Raw genomic sequence first — 23,360 nt, forward strand, 5'->3', positions numbered from 1 at the left:
CTTAGGAATGGCTGTAACTTTCTGTATGCTTGTGGGTGAATCGTATTGTTCTTTGGCCTTGAGTGCATATCAGCAGTAAGCAGGATTAGTCACCAGAGGGCACTACTTCGGTCACACTACATCAATGGCCCAGCTCGCTAGGCGTTGGCCTACCTATACGCGGCTACATTCATTCGCTCTGATGGAGCAATATATTTGGAGAGGTTGATGTACGACATAAGTTCGTCCCGTATAACTCATTGTGCCGTTCATCGGATCGGTAACCGACTACGCGAAGAAGGTTGCAAGCTCTCCTCGCAAGAGGTGCAGGGCACTGCAGAACTGCATGGAGCTTTGTTAAGAAGCTATCTGTCCCCTCTCGTGAAGAGTGGACAGGAATTTTCTTTCTATCATGAATCCGATATAAGCTTAAACGCGATAAGCAGTTTTGCTCGCAAGGTTTTTGATAGTCCAGAAAATTTTTTAGATTTAAGTCAGAGTATTGCAAAGCATCTGTATTCGGTTTCAACGCACCCTAGCATCCTCAATGGGGAATTCATTGCAATATTATTTCAAGATGTGCGAAAGGATCAAAGATCTTCTTTAGCATTAGGCTTGTATAAAATTGAGCAGCGAGAAGTTTTTCTTGATATTGAGGCAAAAAATGATTCCTTGAATCTTGTTGGGATTAATGGAATTTCTCTCAATAATATTCAGAAGGGCGTTCTCATTGTTGATGATGATCTCAAACTTTTTGTTAAGGAGTCGGGGGGGCAGCACACAAAATACTGGGTCGAGGATTTTCTAAAGGCACGCCCTCGCCAAACAAATTCCTCTACAACGAAAGTGGTTGCTGAATTTGTCAAGCAGGTATGTTCCAGAATTGATTTTGAATCAGGAGTTTCTTTAAGAAGAGACCTAGTTGACATCTTCTCTGCAGGGGATTCAGTTCGCTATAAAGATATATCGGAGGCAACAGAGCGCTACCTAGAAAAGGATCAAGTTGCACAACTTACTCAGCAGTTGGAGGAGCGATCAGGATTCTCTATTGTGGAAAGTGAGATGGAGTGCGAGCTTTTGGGTAAGCAAACAAAAAATATCTTGCATCAATATCCGTTAACAGATGGCATTACGCTTTCCATATCAGATGCAAGGGTGCGGATGGAAAATTTTTCGCTTATCAAAACGAAAAACGGCTATCGTGCGGTAATTGACATTATTTCGGAGGGAAACTGATGGCGGGTGAAAAATCAAAAACTTCTGGTGAAATCGGTGAAAAAATTGCAGGCGGTTTGCTGCACAAGATTGGATGGGCGGCAAGCTTAAAAAAATATCCCTATACCGTGTAATACACGGACGCATGTTAATGAGAGAGGAAATCAGCGTACATCTCACGGGGAAGATAGGGTTTTTTTCTACAATAATCCTTTTCACGATGCTAGAACAGACATTGTTCATGTATCTGTAAAAAATAAATTGGGCGCTTATCCGACATCGGAGGCATCCTTGCGTCGTGAATTTAAAGAGCATTTGGCCGAGCTTCATGAGATTATGGAGTGTGCAATTTATAGTCAGGAGGTCGCTGAAGCATTAACACATTTCAAAGGCCGAAAAAATACATTTCATTCCGGGCTATTAATATGGGTGCACAATGACTCAAATAGCATAGATAGAGATATAAAGCCAGTCCTCTCTAAGATGCGCCTGGAACAAGAGTCCGATATACCAGTCTACCTAATAGATGCGGGTCGTGCAGGCTTCTTGTTGAAAATTTTGGATGATGTCAAAATGCGATGCGAATCTTGGAGTTTCTATTTTCCAAGCATAGGCACTGCGTTGACGGTCGATGAGTCAAGAACTAGAACATTTTTGCCTTTGGAAATCATTGCATCCGATGTTGTACCAATTTTGACTCGCGAAGGTGAGAGGAGTGAGTTGCTAATTTATGCTAATCAAGCATTTGATGGAAACTCTTATAAGAAGTTGATGGCGTATGGTTTGAAATTTAGCCTAGGCCTTGTTTCAACGATCAAGATAGGATTGCCTGATTACAACGCAGCGACAGATGCCCCTGAGGCTGAGAGAGCGAGGCTTGCTTTTTCGGAGCGTGACGAGAAGATAGAGCCTTTCTCTTTTAATCGTTCCATCCTGTCTCTACTTGAGGAGAATTGACCATGATAGTGGGGCGTGTAATTGACTTGAATTCAACAATTGTTTGTGGTTCTGATCTCCGCATTCTTCTCAACAGCGACCATCTTAGCTATGGAGAGGTTCATTCGACTTTAAAGGAGAAAGGGGTTTTTGTTGGGAACTCAGATAAATCTATAACGGTTCCCCTGTTATCATCCACTCTTTTAACTCCTGATAATTTTACTCGTCTCATCGAGGCGAGTGTTAATCGGGAGTCTCAACCTAAGGTAAAGGTGGCTGGACTAGCTCTCGTTGGAAATGATGTCGATTGGATTGCTGTTTTAAAGAAAGATCTATTTGATGCATCCTTTAATCCTACCCGTGATGATTCAGGAATAGTATTTACAAGAAACCCATCTCTTGTGGTCCGTGGTGCAGATAGAGTGCAAATCTCGTATCAGATTTGCAGGCAGGATATTAGTAAAGATTGGATTGAGCGTGAGCTAACATTTGATGGCCAAGTCGTACTAGAGAAAATCGATGATAAATTAAAGCTCGATTTTATTTCAACTCATTCCTCTAAAGAAACCGACGTAATTAATAAAAAACTAACTTCTCGCGTCTCTAAAATTCTTCATAATGCAGGTGTCGCAACGTCCGATGAGGCTGTATCCGTATCTTTTGGGTCGTTTGATAACGAAGAGAGAGTGCGTTACTTTAAACGTTTGACTGCGGGGCATGGCAGTTGCTTGTCAGCCGGAAGCGTTGGGGATATTGAAATCTGCCTTGATCCTGATGGTCCTGCACTTCCGGATGATTTAGAGGTTTCTTGGATGAAGCAAACTGTTCGACGTCTTAATGTGGATGGCGAGCGCCTAAATGATATTTTTCTAATTAATGATGAAAAATACTATAAGCATTATTATATTACTCGGATGAATGTGACATTCCCCTTCAACGTGACAGCTAATAGTGGTCATTGCCACGTTTCATTTTTCTTTAGTGGCTCGAGAATAATTGGGGAAAAATCCGAACTGACCTTTGCATGTTTGCGCTGGTCCTATAACGATGCACCGAATGCCGATGCGAGGAAAGAGATTAATTTCACTGTGCAGCATGCTCTTAGATCTATGATTGAGGAAAAATTTGAACTGACACTCTCTGAGCGTATGCCTGCAGCTCCTTTAGCTTAAGGCACGGCTAGTACCACTTGTTAAAAGAGTAAAGAAGATCGGCGCGCTTGACAGCTCATGTTCCAAGCCCTGCTAGTAAAGAGCTCTGGAACAGCGCCAGCCTCTGACTCCTGTCTTCTCTCCATCCGCTCGTGGTGGCCCGTGCCACCATAATGTCAGTGACGAGGGCATACTAAACGGTATTTTTTCGTCCCGCGTCTAGGCACCTCCCATGATAGTGCTTTCTTCAATTTTAGGTTGAAGCGGCAGTATGAAATGCTGGCGACGATAGAGAAAGGCTCTCGGCCAATTCGCAGCACGAAAAAGACAACATTGAGCTTGGCCTATTTTAAATAGAGGTCGCAATTTATAAGTAGGGCCTAGGTGGATGTGCAACTAGGCCATATTTTCGATTAAATGATTTCCCTATTAGAAATGATTTAATATATGTGCCTCGAGATTCCTCAATCCTCTGAGATGGGTGGGATAATTGTTTCGCCGGAAGCCACCTCGCTTTCGATCTCCTGAGCAATTTCATGAAGACTGAAATAGAGATTGCGAAACCGCCGTGCTGTTTCGTCGGCAAGCGCCTTTTGTGTTGGCACATTCGTCAGTTGAGGTGCAAGCAACGTGCATGTTGCTTGAAAAAGATGCCAATTTACATTTTTCATGAAGATATGTCCTAGCTTTGTGGTTGATGACTGGCGGGCCTTTGTACTGCCTAGGTCTATGGTAAATGAAGCTCGCATCTGTTGGGTGATCGGTTCAAAAAAACGCCTTGGATACCCCGATGCGGTCACAAGCCAGTAACCGCTTTTTGGCCATCAGCGGCCAGCCAGCGAGATAGCCTCGGCCGGCTGCAATCGCTGCATATCAGCCCTTTGACGTCCTGAATAGGCCAACTATCGGCGCTAATAGACGCTACCCAGTCACTCCCGAAACTTAGAACCTAGCGACTAGAACTGCACGAAGTGCAAAACTGAGAAAAAGGAGATTTGGAGCCTTAACGACCCAACTTCGTGCAAGCTCCCGTCCTAACTCACTGCCAATTTCAGAATCCATTGCAGACCGCGACCAACTAAACCCTTATCGCCCCCATCAACTTCCCCCCTAAACCGCCAGCGTCCCCCCATCCACCGGCAACGTCACCCCATTCACATAACTAGCCAACACCGACACCAAAAACACCGCCGGCCCGGCCAGCTCCTGCGGCACACCAATGCGCCCGGCAGGTGTCCGCTGGATAAAGCCTTGCAGGCGCTGCGGGTTGTTGCGGGTGGCTTCGGTCATGGGGGTGTGGATGACGCCGGGGGCCAGGGCGTTGACGCGGATGCCGTCGCGGCCCAGGTCCAGCGCCAAGGTCTGGGTGGCCATTTTGACGGCGCCCTTGGAGGCGGAGTAGCCCATGGCGTTGCCCTGGGCGATAAAGGCCGCGCCGGAGGCGATGTTGAGGATGCAGCCGCGCGTGGTGCGCAGCGCGGGCAGCCAGGACTGCACCATGTTGTAGAGGCCAAAGACGTTCACATCGATGACCTGGCGCAGGTGGCGCGATGCCTGGGGGTGGTCGATGCCTTCGCGGATCAGCAGGCCGGCATTGTTGACGAGGGTGTCCACCGGGCCGATGTCGCTGCCGATGCGGGCGGCCAGCGCCTGGCAGGCCTCCAGATCAGTCACATCCAGTGCAAAGGCCCAGCCCTCTACGCCTGCGGCTTTTACCTGGGCCAGGGTGTCGGCGCAGCGCGCAGTGTCCAGATCGGTCACGATGACGCGGGCGCCGGCCTTGGCAAAGCTGATCGCAATGGCCTGGCCAATGCCGCTGGCTGCGCCGGTGATAAGGGCAAGGCGGCCTTGCAGCAAGCCGGGCGTCTCGGGGAAATGGCTGGGGGCCTGGGGCTGAACAGGGGCTTGCGTGGGTACGGATGTTGGATCGCTCATGCTTATGCTCCTTGGCTGGTCTGGCTGCGGCTCTGGCGTTCGGCTTGGCTTTGGGCTTCCAGCTGTGGTGCCGCCTGGCGCGCCTGGCGGGTTTCCAGCCAGGCGTAGAGCTGGCCGATGATGCCCTTGCGGAACAGCATCACGACGACGACAAAGACAAGGCCTTGGATGATCAGCACCCACTCGGCCATGGCGACCAGGTAGTTCTGCATGCTGACGATGATGGCCGCGCCAATGACGGGGCCCAGCAAGGTCTGCAGGCCGCCGACGATGCAGATGAGCAGCGCCTCGCCCGAGGTGGTCCAGTTCACATCGTTGAGGGTGGCCAGCTGGAAGGTGATGACCTTGAGCGCACCGGCCAGGCCGGCGAGCGCGGCCGACAGCACAAAGATCACCAGCTTGTAGCGCAGCACCTGGTAGCCCAGCGACTGGGCGCGCGCCTCGCTGTCGCGGATGGCGCGCAGCACCTGGCCGAAGGGCGAGTAGACGATGCGGTAGATGAGCCAGAAGGCGGCGGCGACCAGGGTGGCGGCAAAGTAATACAGCGTGGTGTTGTCGTCCAGCGAGATAAAGCCAAACACCTCCGGCCGGGGCACGTTCTGGATGCCGTCCTCACCACCGGTAAAGGGCAGGCGCAGCGCAAAGAAGTAGATGACCTGGGAGAAGGCCAGGGTGATCATCGAGAAGTAGATGCCGTGGCGGCGGATGGCCAGCAGCCCGGTGACCACGGCCACGGCCATGGCGCAAAGCATGGCCAGCAGGATGGCGGCCGAGCCGTCCCAACCCCAGACCTTGATGGCATGCGCGGCCGCATAGCCGGCCGTGCCAAAAAACATGGCATGGCCAAAGGACAGCAGGCCGGCGTAACCCATCAGCAGGTTGACCGATGCGGCCAGCAGCGCGTAGCACATCAGCTTGATCAGAAAGACCGGGTAGGCCACCAGCGGCGCCAGCAGCAGGGCCACCAGCGCCAGCACCAGCAAGATGGTGTTGGTGCGTTGTGAGAAGAAATGCATGTTCAATCCTTGGGAAAGACAAGAGCTTGGGTGGAGACCCAGGGGGCAGGGCGGTGCGGGCGCATCAGTGCGCTCTGCCAAACAGGCCGTTGGGGCGCACAGCCAGCACGATGATCATCACGATGAAGATGACCACGCCGGCGCCTTCGGGGTAGATGACGCGGGTCAGGCCCTCGATGGCGCCCAGCGCAAAGCCGGTGATGATCGATCCCATGATCGAGCCCATGCCGCCGATGACGACCACGGCAAAGACGATGATCATCAGGTTGGAGCCCATCAGCGGGCTGACCTGGTAGATGGGTGCGGCCATCACGCCGCTGAAGCCGGCCAGGCCCACGCCCAGCGCATAGGTCAGGGTCAGCATGCGCGGCACATTGATACCAAAGGTGCGCACCAGGGGCGTGTTCTCGTTGGCGGCGCGCAGGTAGGCGCCCAGCTTGGTTTTTTCGATGAAGTACCAGGTCACCAGGCAGACCGCCAGGCCCGCCAGGATCACCCAGACGCGGTACATCGGCAAAAAGCTCAGGCCCACATCGATGCCGCCTTGCAGCGGGTTGGGGTAGGGCTGGCCGCTGACGCCAAACCACAGCCGGAAGGCGCCCTCCATCAGGATGGAGATGCCGAAGGTGAGCAGCAGCGCGTAGACATGGTCTACCGCATAGAGGTGGCGCAGCATGGTGCGCTCCAGCAGGATGCCGAAGGCCGCCACCACCAGCGGCGCCAGGATCAGCGCCCACCAGTAGCTCAGCCCCAGGTAGTGCAGCAGGCCCCAGGCCACAAAGGCGCCCAGCATGTACTGCGCGCCGTGGGCAAAGTTCACCACATGCAGCAGGCCGAAGATGATTGACAGGCCCAGGCTCATCAGCGCGTAGAACGAGCCATTGATGAGGCCCACCACGAGCTGGCCGATCAGCGCGGCTGTCGGAATTCCGAAAAGAGTATCCATAGTGTTGTCTCCGCCTGTCACAGTCCCAGCAGTGCTTCGATCTCGTCGCGCCGCGTTTCCAGCTCGGCGCGGTGAAAGTGGCTGGCCACGCGCCCTTCCTCGATCACGTAGAAGCGGTCGGCCACCGATGCGGCAAAGCGGAAGTTCTGCTCCACCATCAGCACCGTGTAGCCGCGCGCGCGGATCATCTCCAGCGTCTGGCCGATCTTCTGCACGATGACCGGTGCCAGCCCTTCGGTGGCCTCGTCGAGCAGCAGCAGGCGTGCGCCGGTGCGCAGAATGCGGGCAATGGCCAGCATCTGCTGCTCACCACCCGACAGGCGGGTGCCCGGGCTCTTGCGGCGCGCTTGCAGGTTGGGGAAGACCTGGTAGATCTCCTCCACCGTCAGCCCGCCGGGGTGCAGAACGGGCGGAAGCATCAGGTTTTCTTCGGTGCTGAGACTGGCAAAAATGCCGCGCTCCTCCGGGCAATAGGCGACGCCCAGGTGGGCAATGGCTTCGGGCGGCAGGCCTTCGGTAGGCTTGCCCTGGATGCTGATCCGGCCCTCACGCTTTTTGAGCAGGCCCATGATGGCGCGCAAGGTGGTCGTCTTGCCGGCGCCATTGCGGCCCAGCAGGCAGACGACCTCGCCTTCGCCGACATGCAGGTCGATGCCGTCGAGCGCCAGGGTTTCGCCATACCAGGCGCGCAGGTTCTGCACCTGCAGCATCTGGCGCGGTGCGGTGTTGTTGTTCTCAGGCATGGGCGGCCCCTCCGACATAGGCTTCAATGACCCTGGGGTCGCGCGATACCTCGTCATAGCTGCCTTCGGCCAGCACCTGGCCGGCCTGCAGCACGGTGACGGTTTCGCACAGCTGCGATATCACCTTCATGTTGTGCTCGACCATCAGCACGGTGCGCCCCTGCGCTACCTTGCGGATCAGCTCCACCACCGGCCAGATGTCCTCATGGCCCAGGCCCGCCATGGGCTCGTCCAGCAGGATCATTTCGGGCTCCATCGCGATGGTGGTGACCAGCTCCAGCACGCGCTTGCGGCCATAGGGCAGGTCGCAAGCCTTGACGTTTTTCCAGCGCGTCAGGCCCACGCTGCCCAACAGGTCCATCGCGCGCTCGTCCAGCGCGCTCAGCACCTTGACCGAGCGCCAGAACGTGAAGGTGCCGCCGGTCTTGCGCTGCAGCGCAATGCGCACGTTCTCCAGCACCGTCATGTGGCTGAAGACGGCCGCAATCTGGAACGAGCGCACCAGACCCAGCGCCGACACGCTGGCCGGGTCGCTGCGCGAGATATCACGCCCGTTGAACAGCACCTGGCCCGAGCTGGGTCGCAGGAAAGTGGTCAGCAGGTTGAAGCAGGTGGTCTTGCCGGCACCATTGGGGCCTATCAGCGCATGCACCGAATGGCGCTTGACCTTAAGGTTCACGTCCTTGACGGCATAGAAGCCGCTGAACTGGCGGCAGAGCTGGCGCGCTTCCAGGATGGGGGCATCGGCCTCGGGGGGAGCAGTCATCGCGGCGCCTCCGGTCAGATGAAGGACTGGGTGGCGCCGCCGTCGACCAGCATCGATTCGCCGGTGACAAAGCGGCTGTCGTCAGACGCGAAAAAGCAGGCGGCGCGGGCAATGTCCTGCACCGTACCCAGGCGCCCCATCGGCGTCTTGGCGATGCGCAGGCGCACTTTTTCTGCATCGACATTGATGCCCACGCCTTCGGTCGGGATGGAGCCGGGGCAGACTGAGTTGACGCGGATGCCGCGTGGCCCCAGCTCTGCCGCTGCCGCGCGCGACAGGCCCAGCGCCCCGGCCTTGACGCCGCAATACACCATGCCCTGGGGCATGCCGATAAAGGCGGCCGCCGAGGCGATGTTGACGATGCTGCCGCCGTCGTCCATGGCTTCGGCTGCCGTCTGGATGCCCCAGACGATGGAGTTGAAGCCGGTGCCCACCATGCGCTGCAGCGCTTCGGGCGTGATGTCGGCAATCGGGCCGTAGCGCACCCAGATGGCGTTGTTGACCAGGATGTCGAAGCGGCCGTAGCGCTGCTTCAGATCGGCAATCGCGCTGCGGAAGCTGTCGCGGTCGGCCACATTGCCGCCATAGGCATGGGCGCGGCCGCCCTGGGCCACGATGGCTGCGGCCACCTTGGCGGCCTTGTCCTCGGCGCGGTCCAGAATGCCGACGCTGCCGCCTTCATCAGCGATGGCTTGGACGATGGCGCGGCCGATGCCCTGTGCGCCGCCGGTCACGAGTGCGACCTTGCCTGCAAAGCGTTGTGTCATGGTGTTTGTCTCCTGGTCTCAATAAAAATGGGGTTCGCCGCGCCGGTCTCAGCGGGGGCTCTGGCTGTCGTCAAAACGCGCTTCTTCCAACCCTGTCGCCGCCAGGCCGTCGATGACGAAGACGGCCCCCGCATCCGGGTGGCTGGAGCGCAGCAGGTTGCCGCTGTTGCTGATCGAGGTGAGGTAGAGGGTCTGCAGCGCCGGGCCGCCAAAGGCCGGGCAGGTGACGTAGGCATCGGCGGGGAAATCCACCGTGGCCGCCAGCTTGCCATTGGGCGTAAAGCGGGCCAGCTGGCCGTTCAGCACCATGGCCACCCAGAGATGGCCCTGGGCATCGACCGTGGCGCCATCGGGTGCCAGGCCCAGCGCGGCGGTGTCGATAAAGGCCTCACGCGCACCGCAGGCGCCGGTGGCCGGGTCATAGGCATAGCGCCAGATCTGGCGCGCCGGGCTGTCGGCAAAGTAGAGCCAGCGGCCATTGGGGCTGAAGCAGGTGGCGTTCGCGACCTGAAAACCCTGGTCCAGCTCACGCAGGCGGCCATCGCCGCTCAGCTGGTAAAGCTTGCCGGTGGGCGACTGCGGCGTCATGCTCATCGAGCCCACCACAAAGCGGCCGCCCCGGTCGCAACGCCCGTCGTTCAAACGCATGCGCTCTGCGCTGTGCTGCACCTGCACGCCCATCGGCGTGGTCTGGCCGCTGTCCGGGTCCAGAAAATGGAAGTCATCCTCCAGTGCCAGCAGCAGGCGCCCGCTGCGGCACAGCGCCATCGAGCCGATATGGGCATGCAGCGCCCACTGCTGCTGGCGGCCATCTGCCGGCCAGTAGCGGTGTACCAACTGGGCGCGGCCATCAATCCAGTACAGCGATTGCGTGGCCACATCCCACAGCGGGCATTCGCCCAGCAGATCGCGCTGGGGCAGCAGAGGATGGATGCGCGCGGCCAGCGCCTGCGCGGTGAGGGCGTTCATGTCTTGTCTCCTGGTGCGGCAGCCAACGGGGCCTGGCTGCTGCGGCTGCGCCGGCCTTTTCTGGTGGGGCCGTGCGCGTACCGGGCGGGTGTTTTAGTTAGTGGGCGGCTGTTGCCGCCGGCAGCTGGTAGCCTTTGAACTGCTCGCGCAGCCGGGTCTTGAGCAGCTTGCCGGTGGCCGTGTGGGGCAGCTCATTGACAAACTCCACCGCATCGGGCAGCCACCAGCGCGCCAGCCGGTCCTTCATGAAGTCCAGCACGTCCTGGCCGCTCACATCGGTGCCGGGCTTGCGCACTATTACCAGCAGCGGGCGTTCCTGCCAGCGCGCGTGGTGCACGCCGATGACGGCGGCTTCCTTGACAGCGGGGTGGGCCAGCGCCAGGTTCTCGATGTCGATCGACGAGATCCATTCGCCGCCGGACTTGATGACATCCTTGGCGCGGTCGGTGATCTGCACAAAGCCTTCTTCATCGATCCGGGCCACATCGCCGGTGCTGAACCAGCCATGGTCATCCAGCGCCGAGCCAGCGTGTTGCCCGTAATAGGCGGAGATGACCCAGGGGCCGCGCACGCGCAGCTCGCCAGGGGCCGGGTCGCCGGGCGGCAGTTGTTGGCCCTCGTCATTGAAGATGGCCACATCCACGCCATACATGGGCCGGCCCTGGCGGGCGCGCACATCAATGCGCGCGTCGCGGGCCAGGGCCTCATGCCGGGGCAGCAGGGTGCTGACGGTGGCAACAGGGCTGGTCTCGGTCATACCCCAGGCCTGGTTGGCGGTGACGCCCAGCAGGCTGTCGAACTGGTCGATCATTGCGCGGGGCGCGGCAGAGCCGCCCATCATGATGCGTTCGAGCTTCAGCGCATCCTTGTCGCCGGTAGGCAGGCTTTCCACATACTGCAAAAAGCCCATCCAGACGGTGGGAACGCCCAGCGAGAAGGTGCAGCCCTCTTCGCGCATCAGCTGGTACAGCGCCTTGCCACTCAAATCCGGCCCGGGCAGCACCAGCTTGGCGCCGCACATGGCGCTGGCATAGGGCAGGCCCCAGGCATTGACATGGAACATCGGCACGGTGAGCAGCACGCAATCGCGGGCGCGCAAGGCCAGGCCATCGGCAGCGCAGACCACCCAGGAATGCAGCACGGTAGAGCGGTGGCTGTAGAGCACGCCCTTGGGGTTGCCGGTGGTGCCCGAGGTGTAGCACAGCGAGGAGGCGCTGTCTTCGGGCAGTTCGGGCCAGTCAAAATCGCCCGCGTCCTGGGCCACCAGGTCCTCGTAGCACAGCAGTGGGGCGGGGAGGTCCATGGCGGGCAGCTGGCCGGGCTGGCACAGCGCCACATAGGCCTTCACGGTTGTGAGGCTGGGCGCCAGCTCGGCCACCAGGCCGGCAAAACTCAGGTCAAAGAACACATAGTCATCGGCCGCGTGGTTGAGGATGTAGCGGATCTGGTCGGCAAACAGGCGCGGGTTGACGGTGTGCAGCACGGCGCCGGCGCCCGATACGGCGTAGTACAGCTCCAGGTGGCGGTGCGTGTTCCAAGCCAAGGTAGCGATGCGCGCACCGCTGGCCATGCCCTGGCGCAGCAGGGCAGCGGCCAGGCGCCGCGAGCGCTGGGACACGGTCAGCCAGTTCGAGCGCGTGAGCGCACCATCCGGCGTGCGGGAGACGACTTCCACCTGGGGATGAAAGCGTGCTGCATGTTCCAGCAAGCCGGAAATCCGCAGCGCGCGCTGCTGCATTAGCCCTTGCATGTTGCTCCTTGTTTTGTTTTATATACCTGTCGGCAGGTAAAAAGTTTAGCAGCCGCAGCAGCGCTGCAAGCCCGGGATTACCCTGGACCTGTCCCCTCCAAAGCGCTTGCGGGGAAACCCTGTTGTTTACCGGTCGGCAAGTAGGCATGATGCAGCGAGAACAAGGCGGAGGCGGCCTGCCATCCCCTATCGAGCCGGTGACCCGCTGCGGTGTGGCGGGGCGGCCGGCACCAGCCAGCAGGAGACAAAGAGCAATGGACAATCACACAATCCACCAAGTGGATGCGGTCGTCGTGGGCGCCGGTTTTGGCGGTCTGTGCGCAGTGCACAAGTTCCGGGAGATGGGGCTGAAGATCCAGGCCTTCGAGGCCGGCGGCGATGTGGGCGGCGTCTGGTACTGGAACCGCTACCCCGGCGCGCGGGTGGACCTGCCCAGCATCGACTACAGCTTCTCCTTCTCACCCGAGATCGAGCAGGAATGGACCTGGTCCGAGCAGTTTGCCGCGCAGCCCGAGCTGATGCGCTACTTCAATTTTGTCGCCGAGCGGCTGGACCTGCGCAAGCACTACCAGTTCAATACCCGCGTCGACAGCGCCCGCTGGGACGATGCACGCCAGCTGTGGGTGGTGCGCACCAACCGGGGCGCGTGCTATGAGGCGCGCTACTGCATCATGGCGACCGGTCCGCTGTCGGTGCCCAAGGAGCCCGAGATTGAAGGCATTGCGCGCTTTGGCGGGCAGATTTTGCGTGCGGCGCGCTGGCCGCATGAGCCGGTGGATTTCAGCGGCAAGCGGGTCGGCGTGATCGGCACCGGATCGACCGGCATCCAGATCGTGCAGGAAGTGGGCAAGCAGGCGGGCGAGCTGTTCGTGTTTCAGCGCACGCCGAGCTTTACGATGCCGATGCGCAATGTGCCGCTGGAGCCCGCGTACGTGGCCGAAGTCAAGCGCCACTATGCCGGCATCCGCGAGCTGGCGCGCAACAGCAATGTGGGCGGCGTGCGGCCACAGTCGAGCCGCCCGTTTTTCAGCGTGACGCCAGCGCAGCGCCGGGCGCTGCTGGAAGATGCCTGGCTGCAAGGCGGCCTGGCGATGCTGGGCACCTTTGCCGACCTGATGCAGAACGAGCAGGCCAATGAGGAAGTGGCCGAGTTTGTGCGCGGCAAGATTGGCGAAGCGGTAGACGACCCGGCCACCGCCGAGGCGCTGAAGCCGCGCGGCTACCCCATCTTTGCGCGCCGCCCCTGCCTGGACACCGGCTACTACGAAACCTACAACCAGCCCCATGTGCATCTGCGCGACTGCATCACGGACCCGATCGTGTCCATCACCGAGAAGGGCGTGCGCACGCAGTCAGGCGAGGTGGAGCTGGATGTGCTGATCTTTGCCACCGGCTACGACGGCCTGACCGGCGCGCTGCTGGCCTTTGAGGTGGAAGGGCGTGACGGCCTGACGGTGCAGCAGAAGTGGAAGGAGGGCGCGACCTCGTGCCTGGGCATCATGATGCATGGCTTCCCCAACCTGTTCATGACCACCGGGCCCAACGGCCCTTCGGCGCTGGCCAATGTGGTGCGCACCAGCGAGAACGATGTGGACTGGACGGCTGCCGCCATCCGCTACCTGCAGGCCCAAGGTTTGGGCAGCATCGAGCCGAGCGCGCAAGAGGAACAGGCCTGGATGGACCTGGTGCATGCGCTGGCGCCGCGCACCCTGCTGTCCAAGGCCAAGACCTGGTACGTGGGCGCTAACGTGCAGGGCAAGGCCCCGGGCCTGACGATGTTTACCGGAGGCTTTCAGAAGTACCGCGAGCACTGCCTGGCGGCCATCCACAAGGGCTTCAGCGGCTACCACTTTGCGCAAACGCGCGAACGCGAGCGCGCGGCAGACGCCAGCGCAACAGTGGAAAACGCCGCGCACTGATAACCTCAGTCCCCGAACCCTTGGATGGCCCTGCGGCCATCCAGGCGCTGTGCCTGCCTGCACCCTGCAGGGGGCATTTTTGTCTTCCACCAAGATCTGCCAGCCATGAGCAACGTCACCTTTCACAGCGCAGACGGGATAGGCCGTATCTGCATCTCCCACCCGCCGTTGAACCTGTTCTCGCACCGCCTGCTGACGGGGCTGAGCGCCGCGCTGGCGCAGTTTGAGGCTGATGCCTCGCTGCCGCTGCTGCTGATCTACTGCGAGGGCCCATCCTTTGTCGCGGGCGCGGACATTGCAGAGTTCGACAACCCGGCCTTTTCTGCCGAGGCCATCAATGCGCTGCTGAACCGCATCGAGGCGCAGACGCGCCCGGTGGTGGTGGCCCTGCATGGCACGGTACTGGGCGCCGGCATGGAGCTGGCCTTGGCCTGCCACTATCGCGTGGCGCAACAGGGCACCAGGCTGGGCCTGCCCGAGGTGAAGCTGGGCATTCTGCCCGGCGCAGGCGGAACCCAGCGCCTGCCACGCCTGGTGGGCGCAAGTTTGGCGCTGGACCTGATGCTGAGCGGCCGCCCGGTGCCCGCGCAAGAGGCGCTGGCCAGCGGCATTGTCGATGCGGTGGAAGAGGGCGACCCGCTGGCATTCGGCCTGGCCTTTGGCCGCCAGCTTCTGGCCAGCGGCGCCCAGCCGCGCCGCCTGAGCGCGCAAACTGCCCCGCCCGGCGAGCACAGGCAGGCCATTGCAGCGGCGCTGGACGCTGCGCGCAAGAGCCCGCAGTACCCCGCCAAGGAGGCCATCGTGCTGTGCGTGCAGCAGGCACTGAATGGGGACTTTGCCAGTGGCGCCCGCGCCGAGGCCGAGGCCTTCAACCGCTTGCTGCCATCGGCGCAGTCGCGCGCACTGCGCCATCTGTTTTTTGCGCAGCGCTGCAGCCGGCAGATTCCCGGTCTGGAGCGGCAGGTGCCGGCCGGCAAGATCGAGCAGGTCGGCATTCTGGGGGCCGGCACCATGGGCAGCGGCATTGCGATGTGCTTTTTGAACGCCGGCATCCGCACCGTGCTGGTGGATGCCGCAGCTGCAGGGCTGGAGCGTGGGCTGCAGCTGATCCGATCGACCTACGAAGCCCAGGTGGCCAAGGGCCGCATGGACGCTGACCAGGCCAGCGCGCGCCTGGCCTTGCTGACCACCTCACTGGACGACCAGGCGCTGGCGCCCTGCGATCTGGTGATCGAAGCGGTGTTTGAGGACATGGCGCTGAAGCTGCAGGTCTGCCGCCGCTTGGGCGAGGTCTGCAAACCCGGCGCCATCATCGCCAGCAATACCTCGACCCTGGATGTGGATGCGCTGGCCCTGGCCACTGGGCGGCCAGCCGATGTGGTGGGCATGCATTTTTTCAGCCCGGCCAACATCATGCGCTTGCTGGAGGTGGTGCGCGGCGCGCACACCGCCCCGCAGGTGCTCAAGACCGTCATCGACCTGGCCGGCAAGATCGGCAAGACGCCGGTGGTATCGGGCGTCTGCTTTGGCTTTATTGGCAACCGCATGGCCGAGGTCTACCTGCGCGAGGCCGAATTTTTGCTGATGGAAGGCGCAAGCCCCGCGCAGATTGATGAGGCGGTGCAGGCGTTGGGCCTGGCGATGGGCCCTTGCCGCATGCTGGATATGGCCGGGCTCGATGTGGGCGCCAAGACCGTCATCGAATGCGGCAAGGCCGGCGGCCTGCCGCCCGATGCCAGCTACCGCGCAGTGGTGCGCAAGATGTTTGAACTGGGCCGCTTTGGCCAGAAAACCGGCCTGGGCTACTACCGCTACGAGGGCCGCCAGGCGCTGCCCGACCCCGAGGCGGGCCGCATTGCTGCAGAACTTGCCCAGGCGCATGGCATTGCCCAGCGCAGCGATATTGCGGCGCAGGAGATTGTCGAGCGCCTGCTCTACAGCATGGTCAACGAAGGCTGCAAGATTCTGGACGAGGGCATTGCCTACCGCGCCAGCGATATCGATGTGGTCTGGGCGGCCGGTTATGGCTTTCCGGATTTTCGGGGCGGGCCGATGTTCATGGCCGAGCAGATCGGCCTGGCGCAGATCGTGGAGCGGCTGGAACACCAGGCCACAACGCGCGGCAACCGCTATGGCTACTGGACCGTATCGCCGCTGCTGCAGCGGCTGGCCGCTGAGCGCCAGGGATTTGACAGCCTGCAAGCGGCCTGAGGGCCTGAGCACCAGCGCCTCAGCGCCGCAACCCCATCAGCATCCAGGAGCACCGCCATGAAAGACGCCGTCATTGTTTCCACCGCCCGCACGGGCATCGGCCGGGCCTACAGGGGCTCGCTCAACCACACCCGCTCGCCCCACCTGATGGGCCACACCATCGAGCACGCGGTGGCGCGCGCCGGGGTGGACCCGGCGGAGGTGGACGATGTGATCGTCGGCTGCGTGCTGACCGGGGGCACCGCCGGCATGAACCTGGCACGCAATGCCTTGCTGGCCGCAGGCCTGCCGATGAGCGTGGCGGGCCAGACGGTAGACCGGCAATGCGCCTCCGGCCTGATGGCGATTGCCAGCGCAGCCAAGCAGGTACTGGTCGATGGCATGCAGGTGGTGGTGGCAGGCGGCTGCGAGAACATCACCGCCGTGCAAACGCCATACATGGAATGGGCCAGCCGCGAGCGCGACCCGGCCGTCATCGCCCATGCGGCCCATGCCTATATGCCGATGCTGCAAACGGCCGAGCATGTGGCGCGCCAGTACCGCATCAGCCGCGAGGCGCAGGATGCCTATGCGCTGGAGTCGCAGCTGCGCACCGCGCGCGCCCAGGCCGCCGGCCTGTTCGACCGCGAGATCGTGCCCTTCAGCACCCAGATGGCGGTGACCGACAAGCTCACGAAGGAGGTCAGCCTGCAGGACGTGACCCTGGCCCGCGACGAAGGCAGCCGACCTGACACCAGCCTGGCAGGGCTGGCCGCCCTCCAACCGGTGATCGAGGGCGGCGTCATCACCGCCGGCAATGCCAGCCAGCTGTCGGATGGCGCCTCCGCCTGCGTGGTCATGGATTCGGTACTGGCCGAGCGCCGGGGCCTGGAGGTGCTGGGCATCTACCGGGGCATGGCAGTAGCAGGCTGCGCGCCGGAAGAGATGGGCATCGGCCCCATCTATGCGATCCCCAAGCTGCTGGCCCAGCACGGGCTGGGCGTGCAGGACATCGGCCTGTGGGAGCTGAACGAAGCCTTTGCCTGCCAGGCGCTGTACTGCCGCGACCAGCTGGGCATCGATCCCGAGCGCTTCAATGTCAACGGCGGCGGCATCTCCATCGGCCACCCCTATGGCATGACGGGCGCCCGCATCGCCAGCCACGCGTTGCTGGAAGGCCAGCGCCGGGGTGTGCGCTATGTGGTGGCCACCATGTGCGTAGGCGGCGGCATGGGGGCCGCTGCGCTGTTTGAGGTGGCCTGAGATGCAACTTGACTACGCCAGCATCCGCCAGACCCTGGATTTCTTGCTCTATGACTGGTTGGAGGTAGAAGCGCTCAGCCGCCATGCGCGCTATGCCGGCCACGACCGCCAGACCTATGGCGCGGTGCTGGACCTGTGCGAGCGCCTGGCCGCCGACAAGTTCGAGCCCTTCAACCGGCTGGTCGACCAGCAGGAGCCGCATTTTGACGGACAGCAGCTGCATCTGCCCGACTGCACACCGGCGGCATGCGCTGCCTATGCCGAATCGGGCATGCTGGCGGCATCGCACGACTACGAGGTAGGGGGCATGCAGCTGCCCTGTGTGGTGGAGATGGCGGCCAACAGCATGGTCTCGGCCGCCAGCATCGCCCTCAAGGCCTACTCAATGCTGACGGCGGCCAATGCCAGCCTGCTGATGGCCCATGGCACGCCCGCGCAGCAAAAGGCCTTTGCGCTGCCCCAGCTGCAAGGCCGCTTTTTTGGCACGATGAACCTCAGCGAGCCGCAGGCCGGCTCCAGCCTGTCGGACATCACAACGCGTGCCGTGCCCGATGGCGCCGGCTTTGCCGACGACCCGCTGGGCCCGCGCTACCGGCTGACGGGCCGCAAGATGTGGATCTCCGGCGGCGAGCATGCGATGGGCGAGAACATCGTCCACCTGGTGCTTGCCAAGGTGCCTGACGACAGCGGCCAACTGCCCGCAGGCGTGGGCGGCATCTCGCTGTTCATCGTGCCCAAGGTTTTGGTCGATACCGAAGGCCGGGTGACCGGCGAGCGCAACGATATTGCACTGGCCGGGCTGAACCACAAGCTCGGCTACCGGGGCACCGTCAACACCTTGCTGCACTATGGCGAGCAGGGCGGGGCCATTGGTTACCGCGTGGGCGCGCAGGGCGCGGGCCTGCAGTGCATGTTCCACATGATGAACGAGGCCCGCATCCAGGTGGGGCTGGGCGCCACGATGCTGGGCTACGCCGGCTACCTGCAATCGCGCGACTATGCCCGCCAGCGCCCGCAGGGCCGCCCGGTCGCTGCCGGCCAGAAGGTGGTGAAGAACGCGCAGCAGCCCCAGGTACCCATTGCCGAGCATGCCGATGTCAAGCGCATGCTGCTGGCGCAAAAAAGCTATGCCGAAGGCGCGCTGGCGCTGCAGCTGTACTGCGCCAAGCTGGTCGATACCCAGCGCGCTGGCCAACCGCAGCAGGCCGATGCCGCCCAGTTGCTGCTGCAGGTGCTCACCCCCATCGCCAAAAGCTGGCCCAGCCAGTGGTGCCAGGAGGGCAACAGCCTCGCCATCCAGGTGCTGGGCGGCTACGGCTACACGCACGACTACGCTGTGGAGCAGCACTGGCGCGACAACCGGCTCAACATGATCCATGAAGGCACCCACGGCATCCAGGCCCTCGACCTGCTGGGCCGCAAGCTGCGCATGGACGGCGGCGCCGCCTGGGCCTTGCTGCAGGCTGAGATCGCACAAACCGTCGCCGCTGCCAAAACGGTCCCCGCATGCGCCCCCTGGGCCGACCGCCTGGCCACCGCCACCGAAACCCTGCAAGCCGCCACCGATGCCGCCTGGTCCAGCGGCAACGCCCAACTGGCCCTTGCCAACGCCACCGCCTACATGACCGCCTTCGGCCATGTCATGCTAGCCTGGCTGTGGCTGGATATCGCTGTCAACGCGCATGAGGGCATGGCGGCGGCCGATGCGGGACAGCAGGTCTTTTTGCAGGGCAAGCTCGATTGCGCGCGCTATTTTTACGCGTATGAGTTGCCGCTGGTACAGGCCTGGCTGGCGCCGGTGATGGTGGGGGAAGGGTTGTTTTTGGAGGTGGAGGGGAGGGGGTTTTGAGGGTGCAACGATCTGTCTTCGTGGCGGATGTGTTGAGGCCCCTTTCAGCGCATGATGTAACTTCTATAGGCGGGTTGAGCGCCATTCGTTCGCTCGAATGAGGATTGCTGGGTATAGTGACTTGCGAACGCGTCGATTGCGTAGAAGCATGGCAATCTTAAGTTGGTTGCTGCCGGTCGCCGAGCGCGCCTGAATGTGTGGCGCCGCGGACAGCTGTCATTGCAGGCTGGGAAGGTCGAACGACCTCCGCATCTCCATCACCGGCGATTCAACACAGAGCAACCTGTTCGCGCTTCGATAACAACTCATCGCGCCCATAGTGAGCGGCTGTGCCCGACCGAATACCGCATTCTCCAGACACGGCAATTCCTTAAAAACAGCGAACCATCTGGAGCGTAATGCAGTCTGCCAAGCATATGTAAGATATGCAGTACCTTAGACAACCGACGCACTGAGAAATGAACCCTTCCTTGGATACCCTGGTTTCGGATTTTAGGCTCTACGACTTATTCGGTGATGACGGAACGCTCAGTACCACACAGGTGTGGATTTTGGAGGTAAAGAGCGAGGACGGCAGCGAGCTACGGTTTGTCTATGGGAGGTCATTGCCTGGTACCTACAAGTCCGATGGATGGATCGGCACAAGCTCCGGAAGTAATCCTTTGGGTGACAACGGTTTCGCCATTATTCATGCGTTGACGCTGCATGCCGAGGCTAAACAGCTAAAGGCTTTTTTGCAGGCATTTACCGGCGGAGTCTCCTTTCGAGAGGCGAGTGCGTGCGCGGGCATTTGGGTCAAACAGGAGCAGCTGTGCAAAGTCGGTGAGGCCGTGTTCGGCGCACGCCCACAGGTGCGTCCCGTGATTCATCTTCCGACCAGAGACTATTTTGACCTACGCTCCCGCCGTCTGAGCCCCACTAGCTTTGCGAGCGTCGACAGTGCGGCCGTTTTTTCGCAAGAGAAGTCCCATGCCTTGACCGTTGCCGACGGGTGGGACCGAAAGATCGCCAATGTCGTCTGCTCGGCATTGGATACAGATACCGGAATGAATTTTGCGGATCTTGATGCGTGGCGCTTGGGTGATTTTGAATTGCTTTGTGCGCCAGGCCTTACTCCCACGGAGCGCCGCAAATATGCGGTCACCCTGAAGGGGGTAAAGCCTTCGCTCAAGCTTTTCGAACCACTGACCCGAGAGCCTGCCGATTTGATGGTGATATTGACTCTCTACAGCGACGGCGGCGTGCAGGACTCCTGCGTGATCCGCCTGGAAAGGAGTACACCATACCCACTAGAGCACTCATTTGCTATCGATGGCAGCAGGATCAAAGCAGCGACTGCATTCACCCTGGAAATATACGCCCTTGGTGACCAGGGCAGCGGCTCTTGGATACTGCTGCAGACGGGAAATTACTTCTTGCGAAGCATAAATGTTCAAATGCAATTGCTCGATTCGACTCGCGGAGCTGATCCGATCGATTGGCTCAAGAGGCAGGTGCCTCTCAGGGAGAAAGCTAGGCTGCAAGCGGCTGCGCGCGTGGGGCGCGCGGCGCACGCGTCAAGTTCCACCTATGGAGGCGATTCCAACGATCCATGGATCAATCTGAACAGGTCCATGGAGGATCGCATCCACGACCTGCTTCCGAAGGACTCCAAGGGAAACTTCTTTCTCACGCTTTCGGACAGCGGTGGGATGAGTCGTATGAGTCTTGTCGATTGGCTGCGAAAGATATTCGAGCGGCACCATGATGCTGAGATCGCCTGGATTGATCCTTATATGGAAGATGTCGGCATCGACCTTTTGCACACAATGGGTTCCGAGACTGGGAGATACCTGATCATCACCACGGAAAAAAACGGCAAGGAAGAGGGACTGGTTGGGTCCGCCCAGCCCACGCGCATGCAACGACTCCTGGCCAGCTGTGCCGGTTGGGGTAAAGGTTATTTTGGTAACGTGCACCTGCGAGTGCTTGCCGTTCCCGAAAGCAGGTTGCACGACCGAATGATCCTGATCCGTGCGGTTGATGGCCGCCCGCTAGAGGGCTATCACCTGTCCAACTCCATCCAGCGCGCTAACGAGAATTTTCCCCTCCTGGCTACTCCGATACCTGCGGATGTTCTTCCTAGCGTATTTGAGTTCGCAGACAAAACCATTCAAATTACCCTACATGGTGATGGCAAAATCGCGCCAACAGCCAAGCTGATCTTTGATTCCACTGCCTTCAGGCCTGAAGACGAACAATCTACACTGGGTCCTAATCACCCATCGTCTATTGTTGATCCCGCACGGTCAGGGGATGTGTTGGCATGGTGGCTGGATGATCCTGATGTGGCGGGATTGTCTGGCCAGGCGCTGAGAGAAAGGATGCAGGCCAAAGGCCATCTGAAAGACGGCGAACTGAATCTGGACCGCTTCCTTCGTATGCCGTCCAAGTTCTGGAGTACTGGTTTTGCTATGGAGCAATTCCATAGCGCATGGGATGTCATGGGATATGTGCTTGCACATACACCTGCCGGTGAGTTGTTCGAAGACCGTGATGCGCCATTGCCTGAGGCGGTGAAGCAGCAGCTTTGTGCACATTTGAACGTGTCGAGAAGCGACGCCCTGCCACCCAAGGTCAAGACGAGCTACATCGACATTGAATACTACCGGGCCAAGAGTTTTTCCGCGCTTTTGCTTTCCAGTTCCGAGCCCGCCAGGGTTTTTTGCGACCCTCCGGTAGACATCGCTTGGGGCGATTACTACGCGCTCAAGATCCTATGGTTGAAAGCCCCCCAAGATGTCATCGAGTGGCTGGGGACAACCTGCGCAGAGCCCTTTGACGAGCAACCCAGGCGACGTGCACTGGTTATCGAGGCCTTGAAACATATCTGCTTTACGTTGGGATTCGATAAAAATCCTGTGCGTGTTGAAGCCCTTTTGCAATGTCCAGTGAGCCTGCTCCAGTGGGTAGGGGTGCATGCCTTCAAGGATGCCATCAACCATGGAAATTTCGGCATCGATGCGTTGGGCAAAATCGACCTGATAGAGCCCAGGGGTGTTCAGCGAACGGTGTTGTGCTGGCTGATCAACGAGGCCAATTATGTGGGCTCCGCGGTCAAAGAACATCTAATCGCTAAGCTCACGCAATCGATAAAAACGCCCCTGACGGACCAACAGTTGCAGGACATTCTTGACCCTTTGAGAGGGCGGCTTGGCGAGTTGCACCATTTCAGCCCGTGGATCCTGGAGTCGCTGCTCATTTCCATGCTGGAGTCGAAGACGATCGATGTGGCGCAAGTATCCCGGGCCTGGATGGGTGACATCACACGTAAATGGCGTGCGGTCCTGAAAGAGGGGCATGTGTCATTCACCCTGGATGGCGATGCTGCGTTCAGCGATGAGCTCGCGGCCCTGACACTGCACCTGGTGCCACAAGATCGACTGAGTCTGTTCAATGAGCTGTGGAAGGTCTTCCGATTGCTTGCTCGAACGATCCGCAAACCCTTAAGCGCCCAGATCGACTGGCGAGCCTATTCATGTGCACATGGCGTGAATCTATGGCTTCACACGCTGGCCCGTCGGATCGCGGCCTTGGTGCACACCGATGAATACCAGCCTTTGGCTGAGCTTTTGGCAGAAAGCCAGTCGTTGATTGAACGCTGTTCGTATTTTGACTGCGACAGTATCGGCAACCGGGAGCTACTGATGTACTGGACCAGCGATCCCGCTGAGATCGCTTCCCTGCGCCTGCTGCATACCATCGGCGCTAAGCTGTCTCACAACGGATGAGGAATTAGTGCTGGGTCTACAGCGATGCTGTTTGGCAGCGTTAAGGCTTGCATGCTTTAAGCGGGCAGAGGATTCAAGCGCCCAGTTCGGTTCAAGAACACGGCTGCTACCCAACTACTAGGCCGAAGATTACGAAAGTGCAGTTTGGTAGCTTGATGACTGTCGCAAGCTTCTTCGCTCGGTTGCGCATTGCGCC

General features: G+C 60.1%; 17 protein-coding genes. 8 read left to right on the forward strand and 9 right to left on the reverse strand.

Going from position 1 to position 23,360, the window contains the following annotated elements; all coding sequences use genetic code 11:
- Positions 1-207: 207 nt before the first annotated feature.
- From ACCQ08_RS08725 to ACCQ08_RS08735, 3 genes are all read left to right on the forward strand, one after another.
- Positions 208-1,215, forward strand: coding sequence for a nucleoid-associated protein (locus ACCQ08_RS08725; RefSeq protein ID WP_373449518.1), 1,008 nt, complete (start codon positions 208-210; stop codon positions 1,213-1,215).
- A 270-nt stretch (positions 1,216-1,485) separates the two neighbouring features.
- A complete protein-coding gene (locus ACCQ08_RS08730; protein WP_373449519.1) occupies positions 1,486-2,151 on the forward strand; it encodes a hypothetical protein in 666 nt (221 codons plus the stop codon).
- 2 nt (positions 2,152-2,153) lie between these two features.
- The gene (locus ACCQ08_RS08735; RefSeq protein WP_373449520.1) at positions 2,154-3,302 is read left to right on the forward strand and encodes a hypothetical protein; all 1,149 of its coding nucleotides are present in this window, start codon (positions 2,154-2,156) and stop codon (positions 3,300-3,302) included.
- A 443-nt stretch (positions 3,303-3,745) separates the two neighbouring features.
- On the opposite strand, the gene ACCQ08_RS08740 is transcribed toward ACCQ08_RS08735, so the two are convergent.
- The 9 genes from ACCQ08_RS08740 to ACCQ08_RS08780 form a co-directional block, all read right to left on the reverse strand.
- Positions 3,746-3,952: a hypothetical protein gene (locus ACCQ08_RS08740; RefSeq protein WP_373449521.1), complete on the reverse strand. Its 207-nt coding sequence runs from the start codon at positions 3,950-3,952 to the stop codon at positions 3,746-3,748.
- 439 nt (positions 3,953-4,391) lie between these two features.
- The gene (locus tag ACCQ08_RS08745; protein ID WP_373449522.1) at positions 4,392-5,216 is read right to left on the reverse strand and encodes an SDR family NAD(P)-dependent oxidoreductase; all 825 of its coding nucleotides are present in this window, start codon (positions 5,214-5,216) and stop codon (positions 4,392-4,394) included.
- A 2-nt stretch (positions 5,217-5,218) separates the two neighbouring features.
- Positions 5,219-6,232 (reverse strand): branched-chain amino acid ABC transporter permease, encoded by a 1,014-nt coding sequence (locus ACCQ08_RS08750; protein ID WP_373449523.1) that lies wholly within the window; start codon positions 6,230-6,232, stop codon positions 5,219-5,221.
- A 64-nt stretch (positions 6,233-6,296) separates the two neighbouring features.
- Positions 6,297-7,178 carry a branched-chain amino acid ABC transporter permease gene (locus ACCQ08_RS08755; protein WP_021028133.1) on the reverse strand — a complete coding sequence of 294 codons (882 nt, stop codon included), beginning with the start codon at positions 7,176-7,178 and terminating at the stop codon, positions 6,297-6,299.
- A 17-nt stretch (positions 7,179-7,195) separates the two neighbouring features.
- Positions 7,196-7,921 carry an ABC transporter ATP-binding protein gene (locus ACCQ08_RS08760; protein ID WP_373449524.1) on the reverse strand — a complete coding sequence of 242 codons (726 nt, stop codon included), beginning with the start codon at positions 7,919-7,921 and terminating at the stop codon, positions 7,196-7,198.
- Entirely contained in the window at positions 7,914-8,687 is a 774-nt protein-coding gene (locus ACCQ08_RS08765) for an ABC transporter ATP-binding protein (protein WP_373449525.1), read from the reverse strand. Before ACCQ08_RS08765 ends, ACCQ08_RS08760 begins: the two co-directional genes overlap by 8 nt.
- A 14-nt stretch (positions 8,688-8,701) precedes the next feature.
- The gene (locus tag ACCQ08_RS08770) at positions 8,702-9,454 is read right to left on the reverse strand and encodes an SDR family NAD(P)-dependent oxidoreductase (RefSeq protein WP_373449526.1); all 753 of its coding nucleotides are present in this window, start codon (positions 9,452-9,454) and stop codon (positions 8,702-8,704) included.
- A gap of 48 nt (positions 9,455-9,502) precedes the next feature.
- The gene (locus tag ACCQ08_RS08775) at positions 9,503-10,423 is read right to left on the reverse strand and encodes an SMP-30/gluconolactonase/LRE family protein (RefSeq protein ID WP_373449527.1); all 921 of its coding nucleotides are present in this window, start codon (positions 10,421-10,423) and stop codon (positions 9,503-9,505) included.
- Between the two features lie 97 nt (positions 10,424-10,520).
- On the reverse strand, positions 10,521-12,173 hold the full coding sequence (locus ACCQ08_RS08780) for a long-chain fatty acid--CoA ligase (protein WP_373449528.1): 1,653 nt from the start codon (positions 12,171-12,173) through the stop codon (positions 10,521-10,523).
- Positions 12,174-12,427: 254 nt separating this feature from the next.
- Between ACCQ08_RS08780 and ACCQ08_RS08785 the strand changes: the two genes are divergently transcribed.
- From ACCQ08_RS08785 to ACCQ08_RS08805, 5 genes are all read left to right on the forward strand, one after another.
- Positions 12,428-14,092, forward strand: coding sequence for a flavin-containing monooxygenase (locus tag ACCQ08_RS08785; protein WP_373449529.1), 1,665 nt, complete (start codon positions 12,428-12,430; stop codon positions 14,090-14,092).
- A 105-nt stretch (positions 14,093-14,197) separates the two neighbouring features.
- Positions 14,198-16,303: a 3-hydroxyacyl-CoA dehydrogenase NAD-binding domain-containing protein gene (locus tag ACCQ08_RS08790; protein WP_373449530.1), complete on the forward strand. Its 2,106-nt coding sequence runs from the start codon at positions 14,198-14,200 to the stop codon at positions 16,301-16,303.
- A gap of 57 nt (positions 16,304-16,360) precedes the next feature.
- Positions 16,361-17,545, forward strand: coding sequence for an acetyl-CoA C-acyltransferase (locus ACCQ08_RS08795; RefSeq protein ID WP_373449531.1), 1,185 nt, complete (start codon positions 16,361-16,363; stop codon positions 17,543-17,545).
- 1 nt (position 17,546) lies between these two features.
- Entirely contained in the window at positions 17,547-19,394 is a 1,848-nt protein-coding gene (locus ACCQ08_RS08800) for an acyl-CoA dehydrogenase (RefSeq protein WP_373449532.1), read from the forward strand.
- Positions 19,395-19,852: 458 nt separating this feature from the next.
- The gene (locus tag ACCQ08_RS08805; protein WP_373449533.1) at positions 19,853-23,164 is read left to right on the forward strand and encodes a VPA1262 family protein; all 3,312 of its coding nucleotides are present in this window, start codon (positions 19,853-19,855) and stop codon (positions 23,162-23,164) included.
- The last annotated feature ends 196 nt before the right edge of the window (positions 23,165-23,360 follow it).

The sequence above is a fragment of the Comamonas sp. SY3 genome, assembly GCF_041730275.1.
Lineage (GTDB): Bacteria > Pseudomonadota > Gammaproteobacteria > Burkholderiales > Burkholderiaceae_C > Comamonas > Comamonas sediminis.